This is a genomic window from Caldicellulosiruptor bescii DSM 6725, from assembly GCF_000022325.1.
GTDB lineage: Bacteria > Bacillota > Thermoanaerobacteria > Caldicellulosiruptorales > Caldicellulosiruptoraceae > Caldicellulosiruptor > Caldicellulosiruptor bescii.
In genome coordinates this window covers 2,479,246-2,494,772 of record NC_012034.1, presented here as the reverse complement: position 1 = coordinate 2,494,772, position 15,527 = coordinate 2,479,246, and the positions used below count along the sequence as shown (strand labels likewise).

At 35.8% G+C, this 15,527-nt stretch carries 15 protein-coding genes; all 15 read left to right on the top strand.

Features of this window, described 5'->3' with window-relative positions; all coding sequences use genetic code 11:
• The first annotated feature begins 14 nt into the window (after nt 1–14).
• The 15 genes from ATHE_RS11845 to flgF all read left to right on the top strand — a co-directional run bounded on the left by ATHE_RS11845 (nt 15) and on the right by flgF (nt 15,511).
• Complete coding sequence (locus ATHE_RS11845) at nt 15–380, top strand: GntR family transcriptional regulator (protein WP_015908676.1); 366 nt, start codon at nt 15–17, stop codon at nt 378–380.
• Between the two features lie 7 nt (nt 381–387).
• The gene (locus ATHE_RS11840) at nt 388–1,080 is read left to right on the top strand and encodes an ABC transporter ATP-binding protein (RefSeq protein WP_015908675.1); all 693 of its coding nucleotides are present in this window, start codon (nt 388–390) and stop codon (nt 1,078–1,080) included.
• On the top strand, nt 1,077–1,781 hold the full coding sequence (locus tag ATHE_RS11835; protein WP_015908674.1) for a hypothetical protein: 705 nt from the start codon (nt 1,077–1,079) through the stop codon (nt 1,779–1,781). Before ATHE_RS11840 ends, ATHE_RS11835 begins: the two co-directional genes overlap by 4 nt.
• Nucleotides 1,782–1,928: 147 nt before the next feature.
• Complete coding sequence (locus tag ATHE_RS11830) at nt 1,929–2,537, top strand: hypothetical protein (RefSeq protein ID WP_143287404.1); 609 nt, start codon at nt 1,929–1,931, stop codon at nt 2,535–2,537.
• 38 nt (nt 2,538–2,575) lie between these two features.
• Nucleotides 2,576–3,496: an ABC transporter ATP-binding protein gene (locus ATHE_RS11825; protein ID WP_015908672.1), complete on the top strand. Its 921-nt coding sequence runs from the start codon at nt 2,576–2,578 to the stop codon at nt 3,494–3,496.
• A gap of 11 nt (nt 3,497–3,507) precedes the next feature.
• Nucleotides 3,508–4,683: an ABC transporter permease subunit gene (locus tag ATHE_RS11820; protein ID WP_015908671.1), complete on the top strand. Its 1,176-nt coding sequence runs from the start codon at nt 3,508–3,510 to the stop codon at nt 4,681–4,683.
• 168 nt (nt 4,684–4,851) lie between these two features.
• Nucleotides 4,852–5,529 (top strand): TraX family protein, encoded by a 678-nt coding sequence (locus ATHE_RS11815; RefSeq protein ID WP_015908670.1) that lies wholly within the window; start codon nt 4,852–4,854, stop codon nt 5,527–5,529.
• A 109-nt stretch (nt 5,530–5,638) separates the two neighbouring features.
• Entirely contained in the window at nt 5,639–6,073 is a 435-nt protein-coding gene (mntA, locus tag ATHE_RS11810) for a type VII toxin-antitoxin system MntA family adenylyltransferase antitoxin (protein WP_015908669.1), read from the top strand.
• Complete coding sequence (hepT, locus tag ATHE_RS11805; protein ID WP_015908668.1) at nt 6,060–6,482, top strand: type VII toxin-antitoxin system HepT family RNase toxin; 423 nt, start codon at nt 6,060–6,062, stop codon at nt 6,480–6,482. Before mntA ends, hepT begins: the two co-directional genes overlap by 14 nt.
• 11 nt (nt 6,483–6,493) lie before the next feature.
• Nucleotides 6,494–7,480, top strand: a complete 987-nt coding sequence (dusB, locus tag ATHE_RS11800) for a tRNA dihydrouridine synthase DusB (RefSeq protein ID WP_015908667.1) — start codon at nt 6,494–6,496, stop codon at nt 7,478–7,480.
• A 41-nt stretch (nt 7,481–7,521) separates the two neighbouring features.
• Nucleotides 7,522–10,554 carry an S-layer homology domain-containing protein gene (locus tag ATHE_RS11795; protein WP_015908666.1) on the top strand — a complete coding sequence of 1,011 codons (3,033 nt, stop codon included), beginning with the start codon at nt 7,522–7,524 and terminating at the stop codon, nt 10,552–10,554.
• A gap of 35 nt (nt 10,555–10,589) precedes the next feature.
• Complete coding sequence (locus ATHE_RS11790; protein ID WP_015908665.1) at nt 10,590–12,044, top strand: S-layer homology domain-containing protein; 1,455 nt, start codon at nt 10,590–10,592, stop codon at nt 12,042–12,044.
• 74 nt (nt 12,045–12,118) lie between these two features.
• Nucleotides 12,119–13,537 carry a S41 family peptidase gene (locus ATHE_RS11785; RefSeq protein ID WP_015908664.1) on the top strand — a complete coding sequence of 473 codons (1,419 nt, stop codon included), beginning with the start codon at nt 12,119–12,121 and terminating at the stop codon, nt 13,535–13,537.
• Nucleotides 13,538–13,702: 165 nt separating this feature from the next.
• Nucleotides 13,703–14,722: a rod shape-determining protein gene (gene mreB / locus ATHE_RS11780; RefSeq protein WP_015908663.1), complete on the top strand. Its 1,020-nt coding sequence runs from the start codon at nt 13,703–13,705 to the stop codon at nt 14,720–14,722.
• 21 nt (nt 14,723–14,743) lie between these two features.
• Nucleotides 14,744–15,511: a flagellar basal-body rod protein FlgF gene (gene flgF, locus ATHE_RS11775; RefSeq protein WP_015908662.1), complete on the top strand. Its 768-nt coding sequence runs from the start codon at nt 14,744–14,746 to the stop codon at nt 15,509–15,511.
• Nucleotides 15,512–15,527 lie beyond the last annotated feature (16 nt).

The window sequence follows — 15,527 nt, the reverse complement described above, 5'->3', positions numbered from 1 at the left end:
CAGGGGGAAGAGGCTTGATTGAATTTAATCCTAATGTTCCTATTTATCTTCAAGTGCTGGAATACCTAAAAAAACAGATTGTCAGTGGCAAGATAAGGCCTGGTGAAAAGCTTCCGTCTGTGAGGGAGATGGCACAAAGGTTTAATATTAATCCAAATACAGCACAGAGGGTTTTTCAGGAGCTGGAAAGAGAAGGTTTGGCAAAAACAGAAAGAGGAATTGGGAATTTTGTTACGTCTGATACAAAACTTATTCAAGACTTAAAAGAAAAAATGGCTGAAAAGATTATAGAAGACTTCATCTTGGCAATGAAAGAGATAGGCTATGACCAAGAGGAAATCCTGAATCTTCTTAATAAAAAATTAAGTGGGGAGGAGTAGAATTCTTATGCTTCTTGAGGTAAAGAATTTATGCAAGAGATATAACAAGAAGATTGTTCTGGATGATATTAGTTTTTCAGTAGATAGGGGCAAAATAGTTGGACTGTTAGGGGAAAATGGTGCTGGGAAAACAACACTCTTGAAGATTATTGCAGGCTTTTCTAAACCTACTTCAGGGCAGGTTCTTATAAACAATACAAAGGTAGGGGTTGAAACACGCAGATATGTTGCATTTTTGCCAGATACAATTATTTTTCCTAAGTGGATGAAAGTAAAGGATGCTCTAAAGTTTTTTTCAGACTTTTTTGATGATTTTGATTTTCAAAAGGCAAAGGATATGCTTGAGTTTTTGAATATTAATGAAAACGGGAAGATTCATGATTTTTCAAGAGGAACCATTGAGAAGCTGTCTATTGCACTTTTGCTCTCAAGAAATGTTAATCTATATCTTTTAGACGAACTACTTGCTTTTGTGGATCCAATCTCAAGAGATGTAGTGATTAATATGATTTTAGACAATCTTAGTGAAGAGAAGACAGTTATTGTATCTACCAATATTATCTCTGAAATTGAGCATATATTTGATGAGGTTATCATTCTTAAAGATGGCAAGATTGTACTTATAGATTCGGCAGAAAACTTAAGAGAAAAGTCAGGAGTTTCTGTAAATCAATTTTTCAAGGAAGGTGGTACAAAGTGATAACGAAGTTTATAAAGTATCAATACAGAAGCGGAATACTTTTCTATATTTTATTTACATTCAGTGCAACTTTGATTGGTGTATGGGCCTATTACTCAGAAAATGTTAAAGTTCAACCTGAAGAAATGCCAAAAATAGCTGTGTTATGGCTATTGTGGATTATTTCATTGATGAGTGCAATAGTGTATCATCTTGTAAGATGGAACAAAATATTTAGAAGTTCAGAAAGATTTTTGCTCTTGTCTTCTTGGAAGTTTAAACCAGAGGTCTTGTTGTTTGGAGAAATTTTGCATCTTATTTTAGACCTTTTCCTTTTTTCGATTTGGTTTAACTTGCTTGGAGCTATTGTTATGACTCCGAAAAGATATATTTCTCTTCTCACTTTGGTGATAAAGAAAGTTGATGTCGTTGACTTTTATTTAATTGTTATATCTATAGTCTTTTTTAGTGCAGTATATTTTTGGTATCTTACAGGAATTGTCTATTGGAACACATTAAAGAACTTTTCTCAGTGGGGTTCATATATGAGCTTAGTATTTATATTGCTTGCATACTTTCACATAAATTTATCTGAATTTATAGCAAGAACCAATTTAAGTGATTCTATAAAATTAACCTGCATGTTATTAACAAATTTTTTGATATTTGCTGCATTGATTATATTTAACTTGAAAATGCTGAAAAAAGGATTGGATACTTGAAAATATTAGTAGCAAAGGAGGTTATCGCTTTTAAATGATTATTAAATTTCTCCTTTTTGATTACAAAAAAAGCTTCAAAAATTATTTCGCTTTAGGATTACTTACTGGACTGTATATATTTTTTGGAAAGACTTTGTCTCTGGAGAATTGTCACTTGGAGATTTTTGCATTGTTTTTTTGATAGGTATCTGTATTTATCATCTTTCAACATTTGCAAGTGAGATTGCCTCGCAGCAAAGATATTTAATTTTTGCATCACCTAAGATAAATGGTAAGACATTTGTTCTTACTAAATTTATCAGAGTATTTTCAGATACAATTCTTTTCTTCATAGTTGTGTTTTTATCCGAGATGATTACAAATCTCGCAAGAAGGCGATACAAAAGTGAGATTATTTTGTTTATAAAAAATCTATTAGCTCAAAAAACAAACAAACTGATTGATATTAATTGTAGTTTTGTGTTCTACATCTCTTTTGCAATTGCAGCAATTTACTTTTTAATAATCTTCAATCTCACACTCCTGAGAGAATTTCTCCCAAATGTTTTATATAAAATAACGTCCATCGTCGAATATATTTTGAGTGCATACGTCCTGTTATTAATTATTGGTTTACTTATCAACATAAATCAGAGCTTTTCTGCACACATTCCAAGAATTTTAAGAGAATTTATTAATGTTGCCTTGATAGTTGGGCTTGCCCTTTTATGTTTATATGGAGCTATCAAGCTTTTTGACAAAAAGCTTGAGATATAAAAACTTCTAAAAGAAGAAAAATTTGGAGGTGTTTTAGTGTGAAAAAAGCTCTTGAGGTAATTTCAGTCTACAAAAAATTTGGGAGAAAGGAGGTGATAAAGGGAATTTCGTTTGATATTGAAGAAGGCCGAATAGTAGGGTTTGTGGGACCAAATGGAGCTGGTAAAACCACCACAATTAAAATGATAACAGGACTTATAAAGCCAGATAGTGGACAGGTTAAAATTTTTGGGTATGACATTGTACATGAAAGAGAAATGGCATTAAAGTTTATTGGAAGTATAATAGAAAACCCCGAGCTTTATGAATATCTAACAGGATATGAAAATTTAGCTCAGCTTACAAGAATTTCAAACATACCAAAGTCCAAAATAATTGAAGTTGCAAAACTTGTTGGTATTGACTATGCTCTCAAAGAAAAGACAAAAAAGTATTCGCTTGGAATGAAACAGAGGCTTGCTTTAGCGATGGCAATTTTGACAGACCCAAAACTTCTTGTCTTGGATGAGCCGACAAATGGGCTTGACCCGAGCGGTATTATTGAGTTAAGAAGCCTTTTGAAGAGCCTTGCAAATGATAAAAAGGTAACGATATTTATATCATCTCACAATCTGTTTGAGATTCAAGAAATTTGCGATAAAGTGGTGTTTATTAAAGAAGGAAAGATAGAGACGATTGAAAACATAGACAGAAGTTTTATCGAAAATGTGAAGTTTGTTCTGGTATTAAATGAAGACAGAAATACAAATGATGTGGTGGTAAAAACTACAGAAGTAATATCTTGCTTTGAAGGTGTAAAAATTTTGGGAGTAAAAGAAAACAGTATTGAGTTAGAACTTGACGGAAGTAAAAAGGTAGCGTTTATGAATTTCCTCTTTCAAAATGGAGTTAATATAAAGGATTTTTATGAAAAAGTAGAATCTCTCGAGGACAAATATATAAAAATATACCAGAATTAGGAGGGTATAAAATGTTAGCTCTTGTAAAAAATGAGCTTATAAAACTTTTTTACAGGAAGAAGATTTTTATTGCTATGCTCATTATAATTGCTTCTGCGATAGTGGGTGTTTGGGGAAGCATTGCTTATATTAAATCAGTTCAGCCAGAAGAGGAAATAAGGTCATTGCAAAAAACAATTAGTCAATTGCAAAAAGAAAAATCGAAAATAAAAGATGAAGTGAAAAAGCAAAAGATTGATATGCAAATATATCAACTTGAACAGCAACTTGCTCAGTTGAAGAGTGCTCTGGCAAGTGATTCAAATAATTGGCGAGAAAATTTAAAAAAAGAAATAAAAGAACTTAAAATCAAGATGAACCAGGCTCTTGATTTGAGCTTTTCTGACTCAAGAGAAAATTATCGAAAAGAAATTATAGAAAACGAATACTATCTTTTACACAATCTAAAGCCACTTAAACGTACAGATTTAAATAATTTTAGTGTAATGATACTTTTTTTGGGTATGATAATATTTATGATGCCTTTAATAGTATTTGTGATAAGTTCAGATATAATGTCAAACGAATTTTCACAGAAGACTATAAGGATATTAGCCTCACAACCAATACCAAGAAACAGCATTGTTTTGTCAAAATTTTTAACAGCTTTAATTGTTAGCGAAGGGCTAATTTTGATCTCAGAAGTTTTAGTATATATAGTAACTGGAATAATTTACGGTTTTACTAACTTAAAATATCCAGTAGTAGTTGGGACAATTTATAAAAAGGTTGGAGAAGCAGTAGTACCTGTATATGGTAGTTCATATATCATAACACTGGGGAAATTTTTAATTTTAGCCCTTTTACTTCAGACACTAATAATTGCTGCATGTTGTGCACTGAGCGTATTTATTTCTACTCTTTGCAAGAGCAATTCATTGGCAAATATTCTAAGTTTTGTCGTGGTTTATGGAATTTATTTTTTGGTCTCACCAATCTCACAAGCAGTCCCTGTTCTTAAATATTTGACTATGATACTTCTTTATTCTTATCTTGATCCTTTTAAAATAATTACTAATGATATTTCTGTTCAATTAAGTATTAGTTTCATAAGCCCATGGTTCAGCATATTGGTAATTGCCGTATATCTTACTATTCCTATAGCAACGGCATTGTTGAATTACAAAAATAAGGATATTTTGGCATAAAGATTTTTCAGAAATATGTTTTACCGAGGGGCTATCCGAAAATGGAGGGTAGCCCCAAAATTGTTGCAATAGTGCTTTCAATATTTCAGAATTAAAAGGATTTTAAACCCTCATGGTAGAAATATATTAATCAACCACTACATTTTTCATGGAAGGAGAAGATATGCTTTGGAAAAAGTAGTGTCTGTATATTCAAAAGACCTTACAAAGTCAAAGTCTGATTTATTAAAACTCATAGCAAGCATAACCATGTTTATTGATCATACAGGATTTTTATATTTTCCTCAAAAACCCTTGCTGCGGATAATTGGTCGCATTGCCTTTCCCATCTTTGCCTATCAAGTGGCGGTGGGGTTCTGGCACACATCTGACCACAAAAGGTACTTAAAAAGACTCTTAATATTTGCCATCATATCCCAGTATCCTTTTTATCTTATGACAGGAGATATGGAGCTTAATGTCATTGCAACCTTCTTTTTTGCAGCGCTTTGCCTTTATTTTTTCAAAAGATCATGGTATGTATTAGTAATTGTTCCACTTGCAATATCATACTTTGTTTCAATGGACTATGGAATCTACGGTGTTTTAGCTGTATTGATATTTTATTTTCTATATGAAAAACCCATTTTGCAGCTTGTGGGATTTTCCATTCTTACAGTGATTGCCTCATATCTGTTAGGCTGGCAGCTTCAAGTATATTCTATTTTGAGCGTTGTTCTGATACTTTTTGTAAGAATGCTTCCAGTTGACTTTGAATTCAGGCTCAATAAATACTTTTTTTACTGGTTCTATCCCGTGCACATGCTGTTTTTAGTTTTTGTTGGAAAGCTGCTGGGGTATTCATAAAATGAGGGTCTTGATAAAATAGTGAGCTTATAAAGCTTGATGTGTGGTAAAATATTGTTAAGAGTAGGTTACTACAAGAAGTTTTTAAAGAAAAAGAAGGTAAAAAGGCATGCCTGAGATTAACATGGAGGAAATAAAAAAGGTAGTTGTGGATATTTTGAAAAGAGAAATATCGCCCTGGCTTATACTTCTGTTTGGTTCTCTTGTTAAGGGGAATTTTAGAAAAGATAGCGATATTGACATTGCATATCTTTCTGATAAAGAAATATCAAACGTTGAGAGGTTTTGGGTTTCTCAAGAAATTGCGGATAGTTTAAACAGAGATATAGATTTGATTGATTTAAAAAAGGCTTCCACTGTACTAAAAGCCCAGATTGTTGGCACAGGAGAGGTCATATATTGCGAGGATGAGAAAAGAAAAAATTTATTTTTTATGAGGGCTTTGAAAGAATATGCACTTTTAAACGAGGAGAGAGATGTTGTTTTAAAAAGCTTTTTTGGGATGAGTATATATTCAAAGGGTGAGAAAAATGATAATAGATGATATAATTGCAAATAAGATACAGGTCATTGAAAGATGTTTGAAGAGAATAGACGAAGAATATGAGCATAACCCTAAAAATCTTCTCAATTACACAAAACAAGACTCAATTATTTTAAATCTTCAAAGAGCTATAGAAGCGACAATAGATATTGCAATGCACTTGTGTGCAATTTTTAAGTTTGGCGTTCCGCAAAGTTGTAGAGAAGCTTTCGATTTGTTGGAGAAAAATAAAGTTGTGTCGGAAGAGTTAGCCAAAAGACTGAAAGCCATGGTGGGTTTTAGAAATATTGCAGTACACGATTATCAAGCAATTAATCTTGAGATTCTCAAAAATATAATTGAAAAAAATTTATCTGATTTTTTAGAATTTAAAGGTGCTGTACTAAATTTTTTACAAAAAAGGAGCTGATAGTATAAAAGATGCTTGACATCAAAGGGAAAATTTTCTTAGCACCCATGGCAGGGTTTACAGACAAGGTTTTCAGAAGGCTTTGCTCAAGATTTGGAGCAGATGTTACAGTGACAGAGATGATATCAAGCAAAGCACTTGTCCTTGGCAGCGCAAAAACAAAAGATCTTATTTCATTTTCAGAGGAAGAGAAGATAAGAGGTGTTCAAATTTTTGGTAACGACCCTGAAGTTATGGCACAGTCTGTAAAGATATTGCAGGATGAGTTTGAATACCATTTTATTGACATAAACATGGGCTGTCCTGTTCCGAAACTTGTGAGAAGCGGAGAAGGATGTGCCCTGATGAAAAACCCTTCTTTGGCTGCGAAGATAGTCGAAGAGGTTGCAAAGGTAAGTAGAAAACCTGTATCTGTCAAAATTCGAAAGGGATTTGATGATGAAAATATTAATGCTCCTGAATTTGCGTACATCCTGCAAGAAAGCGGAGCCTCTTTTGTGACAGTTCATGGAAGAACAAGGGCTCAGCTGTACTCTGGGAAAGCTGACTGGGAGATAATCAGAAAGGTAAAAGAAAAGCTCAAAATTCCGGTTATTGCGAACGGAGATATAGTAGATTTTGAGTCGGCGAAAAAAGCGTATGAAGTAACAAGAGCTGATAGTATCATGATAGGAAGAGCGGCGCTTGGGAACCCTTGGGTGTTTCTTCAGATCAAAGAAGGGTTTGAAAAGGGGTATGTTGAAACTAAGGTTTTACCTCATATGAAGATAAGGGTTGCGATTGAGTTTTTCACGCAGCTTTGCAGTGAAAAAGGCGATAAGATGGCAGTCTTGGAAGCAAGAAAGCACCTTAGTTTTTTTGTAAAAGGAATTGAGAATGCCGCTAAGATAAGAGATAAAATTAACAGAATAAATAATGCTACAGAGCTTTTAGAGTTTCTTAAAGAGCTTGCATCTTCTCTTGAGAAAAAAGAAAGCTTTGTCGATAATATCTTATAGGACAAAATTTTTGAGCGAAAATAAAGCGGGGGATTTTTAGCATGATAAAAAATAAGATGAAAATAATAACCTTATATAGATTAATAAGCTGGGTAGTTTTGATTTTGTTTTTTTTGATGTTAATTTCCGCAAATATCCAAGCTGCTCAGGAGTATGTAGCAAGCAGCAGCTACAGCAAGACGGCAAAAAATACTCAAATTGTGAACTTGCCTCAAAATGCCTTGTCGAGAGAAGCGTTTTTGTTTTTGTCAGCTTTTGGCTTTTTCAATACAGTTGAAAAAGCAAAGATAAATCCTTCTGATATTCTGTCAAAGGAAGAGGCGCTGTCTGTAATTTTAAACAGCGTTGGCAAACAGCAGGATGCTTTTGTGAGGGCTGAAAAGCTGGAACTAAAAAGACCATCAGGTCAGAAGCTTGTAAAGCCATACAACTATCTTTATCTTGGATATATTCAGCTTGCATATGATATGAAAATTTTGTCCAAAAAAGAGTATCAGGATGCGATATCTCAAGTGCAGCCAAGTGAAAAAGAACATGAGAAGATGACCCAGCAGCTGATAAAGAAAAATGATGATACCATTGCAAAAGCTGTGTATGAAGGAAGACCATATTCGTATGACGATTTGATATTTGTAAGGTCTGCTCCTGCTACCCGTCAGGAAGTTTGCTTATGGGTGGTAAAGGCATTCAAAATACCTTTTATTTATGAGAATTTGGCTAAAACTTACCCTGATTATGACAGGATTGACAGTAAGTTTTTAAGTTCAATTAATACTCTTTTGAAAAATGGTGCTCTTGTTGGAAGATCTGATGGATATCTTCATCCAGACGACTACATAACATATGAAGAGCTGGCATTTATCCTCGGGAGTCTCAAACCAAATATCCTGAGCGCAAATGGGTTAAAAGAGGTAAAGCTTGAGGTAAAAGATATCCAGAAGTTCAGCAGTGGCAAAACCATTTTGGTGTGTGAGGATGAAAGTGGCAATAGCATAAATATTACAGTCAACCCTGGCAAACAGGATTTTGGAGTAATAGCAAATGGTAATTTTTTGAGCTCTTCCTATCTTCAGAAAGGGGACTATGTAGCCTTTTATGTAAATGGCAAAAACGAGGTTGTGCTGGCCAGCATTTTGCAAAGGCCTGGTCAGGAAAATATAAAGGGTGTAATCTCCAGAATTGATGCTAAAAAGATGATATTTTCGGTAAAGCTTCCAGATGGCAAAGTTTACAATTTGAGTTTAAGTCCAAAAGCTACAATTTATGATTCAAACTCTGGAAAGAATTTAAACTTTTCAGAATTGAATGTAGGAAATCTTGTACAGGTTAAAGTCCAAAAAGACAGAGCAGATGCCATAACATTGCTTTCGCTTGACAGTCCTGAAATTGAAAGAGTACAGGGGATAATCTCAAGAATAACAAAGGACAGAATTGTACTCAGTCAAAATGGACAGCTAACAGAGTATCTTCTTTCACCAGATACAGTCTACATTGATAAAGGTGATTTTTCAAGAGTTCTTATAAAGAATGATTTTTATGAGGGTATGAAAGTTTTGGCAGGTACGGCTTGCGGGTATGTACAGTATCTCAGCACCACATATGATGAGAAATCTGAAGATATAGTTTCCGGTATTTTGCACGAGGTAGATTCAAACTTGGGGTATCTTGAGATTTACAACCAACAAGGTGAAAAAAAGAGTTACAGATTTTCAAAAAAGCTTGGGCTAAAAGTGAAAAAGGATGGTCAAAATGCTTCTTTAGACAGCCTTTTACCAGGCGATGTTGTTTTCCTCTATTTTAGCGGCGATTTTGTGCGCACAGTCACAGCAAGTTCAAACCTGCAGCAGAAGGTTGCAAAGATTGAAAATGTTGTAAGAAGCCTTGCAAGCGGTCTTCCACAAAAAATAATTGTCAATATCGATGGGAGAATATATGGACCATATGAAATAAATGACAACGTTGATATTGTAAAAAATGGCATTTCTGCAGCTTTAAAGGATATTATGCCAGGTCAGTATGTGAAGCTCACAGGGAGCTTCTTTGGAAACTCAGCGTACATCCGCAGAATAGAGATATCAGGGAATGAATATGTAAAAAATATCTACATCGCAAAAGGAACGGTCAATGGAAATGCTTTATATCTTTCTGACATCCAGATTTTAAGAAACAACGCATTTGAACCGCTGTATACATGGCTTTCTTTCCAGATTCCATCTGATTTGAAATTCATTTTAGATGGCAGCTCTCTTGCACCACTTTCTAAGTTGCAAAACTTACCTGTTGTAGTTGTAACAAAGGAAAGATTTTCACAGGAGGTTTTGGACACCATTGTGGCAATATCAAGAGGTTCTTTTACCAAGATACAGGGCGAGGTGAGCATGACATCTTCAAATTCGGTGGTGATATCTGGAAATAGGTATTCAATAGGAAACAAAACGTACACCGTTGCAAACGGGCTTTTGATCCCTGCAAGTTTCAAAGTTGGGGATGAAATAATTGGTATTGCAAGCCAAGGAAGCCTTGTTTTAGCAAAGCAACAGGAAGGTATTTCAAAACCCATATTTGTTCGAGGGCAGGTACAAGACATTTCAGAGCTTGAATACATCACTGTGAAAGACTATGTCTATTTAGATGGTCAGAGAGGATGGCAATATGTTCCGAGCAAGCTAACTCTTTTTTATGATACACAGACAGTTATGTGTGATGTATATGGACTTGGCAGTCCGAAAGAGATATTGAATCTGAAAAACAAGAGTGTGTATATCATTCATAATGGCAAATACGCAAATGTTATAATTGATACAAGCTTTGGTGGATACATTGTCACAGGCGTGGTTGGCAAGGACATGAAGATTCTAAATGCCCAGTACAACGATATGATGACTCAGACATGGAACAGAATTGATAAAAGTTTTGTCCTTGATACCACCCAAGCAGTTTTGATAGACGCAGGAGGGAACTTAACAGCTCAGATGCCACAATTTGGCGACAGGGTTTTGTTACTTGTTCCTCAGAGCAGTTTTGACATCTCAAAATCGGTATTAACGCCATCGATTGTGCTTGTAAATTACTGAGAGCTTTTATTGCAAAAAAGGGGGAAGTTTAAAAATTGAACAAAAGATATCCAATAGCAGTAATTATGTTTTTGTGTGTACTTTTTATTTTTGGCTGGCAGGTTGCTTTTTGTGAAGAAGGATATTTGGGATACGAAGGTGGAATTTCAGCATACAAAGACCCTGACCCAAAAAAGACAAAGATTGAATACTATGAATATACATTTATAACAGGAAAACCTATTTTTCTTTTTGGTACTGTGGATGCAAAGATAAAAAGGGCAGCAAATAATGAGACTCTTTCTTACAATTATGACCTTAGAGATTCTTCTGGGAAAATCTCAGTAAAAAGAACTGTAAGTTTAAAAGGTACCTTGACAAAGCTTCAAAATGGGAGTATAACAAAGGAGTATACTGTTGGCGGTTATAAAGAAACCATTACTGTAGACAGTGCTACTTACAATCTTCAGAGCTATTCATTTTCAAAGTCTACTGCAGTTGATGCAAACCCGGCTGTGAGCTTTTTTCAGGGTCAGTGGACGCTTGAAAAGATTTATGATAAAGGACTGAAGATTACTATAGAAGGTAAAAACTACGGGTATGATGGGTACTGGGGATCTGGCGAGTTTCAAAAAATAACCCAGAGGATAGAAACATCTTCATGGTTTGCAAACATCAACTATAATATAGCTCTTGTACAGAAGACCATTTTGGAATTTCAACAGAATAATTTTCCATCAAGTATTCCGGGTACATACGTTCTAAAGTCTAAAGTGGAAGGTAATTTCATAGCTATGTATGACCTTCCGACATTTACAAAGACAGGTGAAGTTTTGACAATAAGACAGAGGGGTAAAGTGGAAAAAAATGTTGAGAAAAACCCGGTTATCAAGATGGCAATTGCACCTACTCTTCCAAAGGTGAAAGGGTATGAGTACGAGGATGCGGTGAACACTTGCTTTGCTTTTGGAGGGTTTGACAGTGCTTTAGATTTTAATCCCACAGAGTATATAACCCGTGCTCAGTTTGCCAAGCTTTTGATGGATTCGCTTAACATATATTCAAACTATTACAATCCAAGGACAGTGCAAAAAAAGTCAATATACAAGGATGTGCCGCTCAATCACAAGTATTATGGCTACATATACGCAGTTACAAAGGCAGGGCTTATGAGAGGCAAAAGTGCTGAGTATTTCAAGCCGGAAGACTATATAACAAGGGCAGAGGCAGCTGTTGTCATTTCAAAGGTGCTTGGTTTTGACAAAAAGGTAACCCAGCCAATCACCCAGACAGACTACCTTGATGATGAAAGCATTCCTGTTTGGGCAAAGGATGCTGTTAAAGTACTAAAAGATGAAAAGATAATGATTGGAACTGTGGATAACAACTTTTTGCCGCAGCAAAGGCTTACAAAAGGCAGTGCTGCCAACCTTATATATAATCTCATAAATTTTTTGAGAGATACACTCGCAAAAAGGTATCTTGACATGAGCCTCTTTAGTTCGGATTAATGGTTGAATTGGAAAAGGTATAAAGTAATAGATTTTGAACATACAAAAAATCATGATGTGGAGGCAGGAGAGAGATGAGAAGTAATAAGAAAATCTTGATAAAGATTTTAGCTGTAATGGTTGCGCTTTCAATATTTGTTGCAGTTCCTGTGTATTCCCAGTTTTTTATAATCTCAAATGATTTTCCTACAGACAAGCAGATGGATTATATCAAAAAGGTGCTGCAGGTTGCAAAGGTGTATCATATAGGCAAGTACAGTTATGATGAGCTTATTGATATGATGTTTACAGGGCTTTTCAAGAGCCTTGACAAATATTCAGAGTACATGAAACCACAGCAGGCTCAGGACTTTACCCAGAGCGTAAATGGCGAGTTTTCGGGAATAGGTATCCAGATAGAAAAACAGGAGGACTACATAGTTATTGTAGGAGTTTTTGATGGAACACCTGCAAAAGAAGCGGGTCTGAAAGTTGGTGATAAAATTATAGCAGCAGATGGAAAGTCTCTGGTTGGGAAAACAACAGATGATGCTGTTAAGCTCATTCGCGGGCAGGAAGGCACAACTGTTGTGATTGACATCTTAAGAGATGGTAAGACTTACAGATTTTCTATCGTAAGAAAAAAAATAAAGATACCTGTTGTTGAGTATAAGGTACTTGATAATAATATAGGATATATAAAACTTACACAGTTTACACAGGGCTGTTCCAATGATATCAAAAAAGCTCTTGATGAGTTTGATAAAAAAGGTATCAAAAATATTATTTTTGATATTCGAAACAACCCCGGCGGACTTTTGGATGAGGTTGTAAAGATATGTGAATATTTTGTGCCAGAAGGACCAATTGTAACAATTGAATATAATACTTATAAAGATGAGTATAAATCAAAAAACAAAGAAACAAAGTATAGGCTTGCAGTTTTGACTAACGAGTCGAGTGCTTCTGCTTCGGAGATTTTTGCCCAAGCTATAAAAGATAGAAAAGTTGGGGTTGTTATTGGTACAAAGACATATGGCAAAGGAACTGTTCAGACTCTAATTGGCCTTCCTGAGACAGGTACCAAGAAAGGATATGTTGCCAAAGTTACAGTTGCAAAGTACAAGTCACCGTCTGGCTATTATGTTGAAGGAAAAGGTGTTGTGCCAGACATAGAGGTTCAGGACGACTCACTCTCCCAGTTTGGACCTGATAAGATTTTGAGCCTGAGCGCAACCAAGAAGTTCAAAAAAGGTGATATGGACTTGGAGGTTTTGGCAGCTCAGCAAAGGCTTTTCTACCTTGGATATTTAAGCAACTGGACAGCCAAGATGGATGATAGCACAGTGGCTGCGGTTAAAAAGTTCCAGAAAGACAATAAGCTTTATCCTTCTGGAGTGCTTGATATAACAACGCAGAAAAAGCTAAATGAGAAGTTTTTAGAGTTTGTAAAATCCAAATATGTAGACAAACAGCTACAGCGAGCAATCCAGTATTTCAAAACTGGGAAGTAAGAAGATTACAGGGCTTTTGCGGCAGTTTAAAAGTGAGTGCGGCGAGAGCCTTTTTTGTTTTCTAAAAAATTGTATATAAAATTCATTGAAAATATGCAAATTAAAAATTAAAATATATTTAAGGTATATTTACAAAAAAGAAAAATAGAAAGGATAGGGCGGCTTATGGCGTTTGGAACAGATATAGGAATAGATTTGGGTACAGCAACAGTTTTGGTGTATGTGAAAGGAAAGGGTATAGTTTTAAGAGAACCATCAGTTGTTGCGATAGAGCAAACAAGAAAACAGATTTTGGCAGTTGGAGAAGAAGCAAGACGAATGATTGGAAGAACACCGGGTAATATCGTGGCGGTAAGACCTCTTCGCGACGGTGTCATTTCAGACTATGAGGTCACAGAGGCAATGCTGAAATATTTTTTGGGTAAGGTACTTGGCAAAAGGGTATTTTTCAAGCCGAGGGTTGTTGTATGTGTGCCATCAGGCGTTACTGAGGTTGAAAAAAGAGCAGTCTTAGATGCAACATACGAAGCAGGCGCAAAACAGACATTTTTAATAGAAGAGCCAATTGCAGCTGCGATTGGTGCAGGGCTTGACATCTCAAAGCCGGTAGGATGCATGGTGATTGACATCGGTGGTGGAACAACAGACATTGCGGTGATTTCTCTTGGTGGGGCGGTTGTCAGCGAATCCATTAAAGTTGCGGGGGATAAATTTGATGAAGCAATTATCCGATATATAAGAAAGAAACACAGTGTTGCTATAGGCGAAAGAACTGCAGAAGAGCTCAAAATAAACATTGGATGTGCATACAAAAAACCAAGGGTAGAATCTATGGAAGTGCGCGGAAGAAGCCTTCTGACAGGACTTCCAAAGACGATAACTGTTACATCTGACGAGATGCTTCTGGCTTTAGAAGAGCCTGTTTCGGCTATAATTGAAGCTGTGCACAGAGTCTTGGAAAATACACCACCTGAACTTGCAGCAGACATTACCTCAACTGGAATAGTGATGACAGGCGGAGGAAGCCTTTTGTGGGGGCTTGACAAGCTAATTTCTGAAAAGACAGGGATTCCTACAAGGATTGCAGATGACCCTGTGTCGTGCGTTGCCCTTGGAACAGGGAAGGCGTTAGAATCCTTAGATGTTTTGGAAGCAAGTCTTATAAAAGACCCAAGAGTCAGATAAAAAAAGGGGATTGCAGAAAAGATGATTAGAGGAATTTACACATCGGCATCTGGAATGATTTTGAATCAAAAACTAATGGACATAACAGCAAACAACGTGGCAAATGTGAGCACAACCGGATTTAAAAGGGATGTTGCGCAGGTTGAAAGTTTCAGAAACATGCTTGTCTATAGGATATACGACAAAGTTTCTTCGCCTGACAATGCAATAGGATATATGTCACTTGGCGCAGATGTGTCAAGGATTGTAAGCGACTTTTCACAGGGACTTTACATAAAAACAGATGAACCTCTGAACTTGGCAATAAAAGGAGATGGATTTTTTACCATTGAGGTGCCAGAAAATCAGGGTGCTCAGCAAATCTTTTATACCAGAAATGGTGCGTTTACTTTAAATTCGCGGGGAGAGCTTGTAACACTTAATGGTTTTTACGTCCTTGGACAGAACGGAAGGATTGTTCTTCAAAATGGCGGGCAAGTAAGAATTGATGAGCAGGGGAATGTCTATCAGAATGGAAGAATAGTTGACAGACTTAGGGTTGTTGATTTTCAGGATAAAAGCCTTCTTCGCAAAGTTGGCAATAACCTGTTTGAAGCAGATGCTGCGGTTCAACAGATACCATTTTCAGGCAAGGTGCTTCAAGGATATTTGGAAGGTTCTAACGTAAATTCTGTTCAAGAGATGGTCAACATGATAAGTGTACTGCGGGCGTATGAAGCTAACCAGAAGGCGTTTGTTATTCAGGATGAGACGTTGCAAAAAGCAGTAAATGAGATTGCGAGAAAGTAATCGGGGTGTATCTTGG

What these genes read in the sequence shown, in the direction of transcription:
- dusB (WP_015908667.1), top strand. Translation starts at nt 6,494, where the DNA reads ATGCTTGACATCAAAGGGAAAATTTTCTTAGCACCCATGGCAGGGTTT.
- ATHE_RS11795 (WP_015908666.1), top strand. Translation starts at nt 7,522, where the DNA reads ATGATAAAAAATAAGATGAAAATAATAACCTTATATAGATTAATAAGC.
- hepT (WP_015908668.1), top strand. Translation starts at nt 6,060, where the DNA reads ATGATAATAGATGATATAATTGCAAATAAGATACAGGTCATTGAAAGA.
- ATHE_RS11785 (WP_015908664.1), top strand. Translation starts at nt 12,119, where the DNA reads ATGAGAAGTAATAAGAAAATCTTGATAAAGATTTTAGCTGTAATGGTT.
- ATHE_RS11820 (WP_015908671.1), top strand. Translation starts at nt 3,508, where the DNA reads ATGTTAGCTCTTGTAAAAAATGAGCTTATAAAACTTTTTTACAGGAAG.
- mntA (WP_015908669.1), top strand. Translation starts at nt 5,639, where the DNA reads ATGCCTGAGATTAACATGGAGGAAATAAAAAAGGTAGTTGTGGATATT.
- ATHE_RS11840 (WP_015908675.1), top strand. Translation starts at nt 388, where the DNA reads ATGCTTCTTGAGGTAAAGAATTTATGCAAGAGATATAACAAGAAGATT.
- mreB (WP_015908663.1), top strand. Translation starts at nt 13,703, where the DNA reads ATGGCGTTTGGAACAGATATAGGAATAGATTTGGGTACAGCAACAGTT.
- flgF (WP_015908662.1), top strand. Translation starts at nt 14,744, where the DNA reads ATGATTAGAGGAATTTACACATCGGCATCTGGAATGATTTTGAATCAA.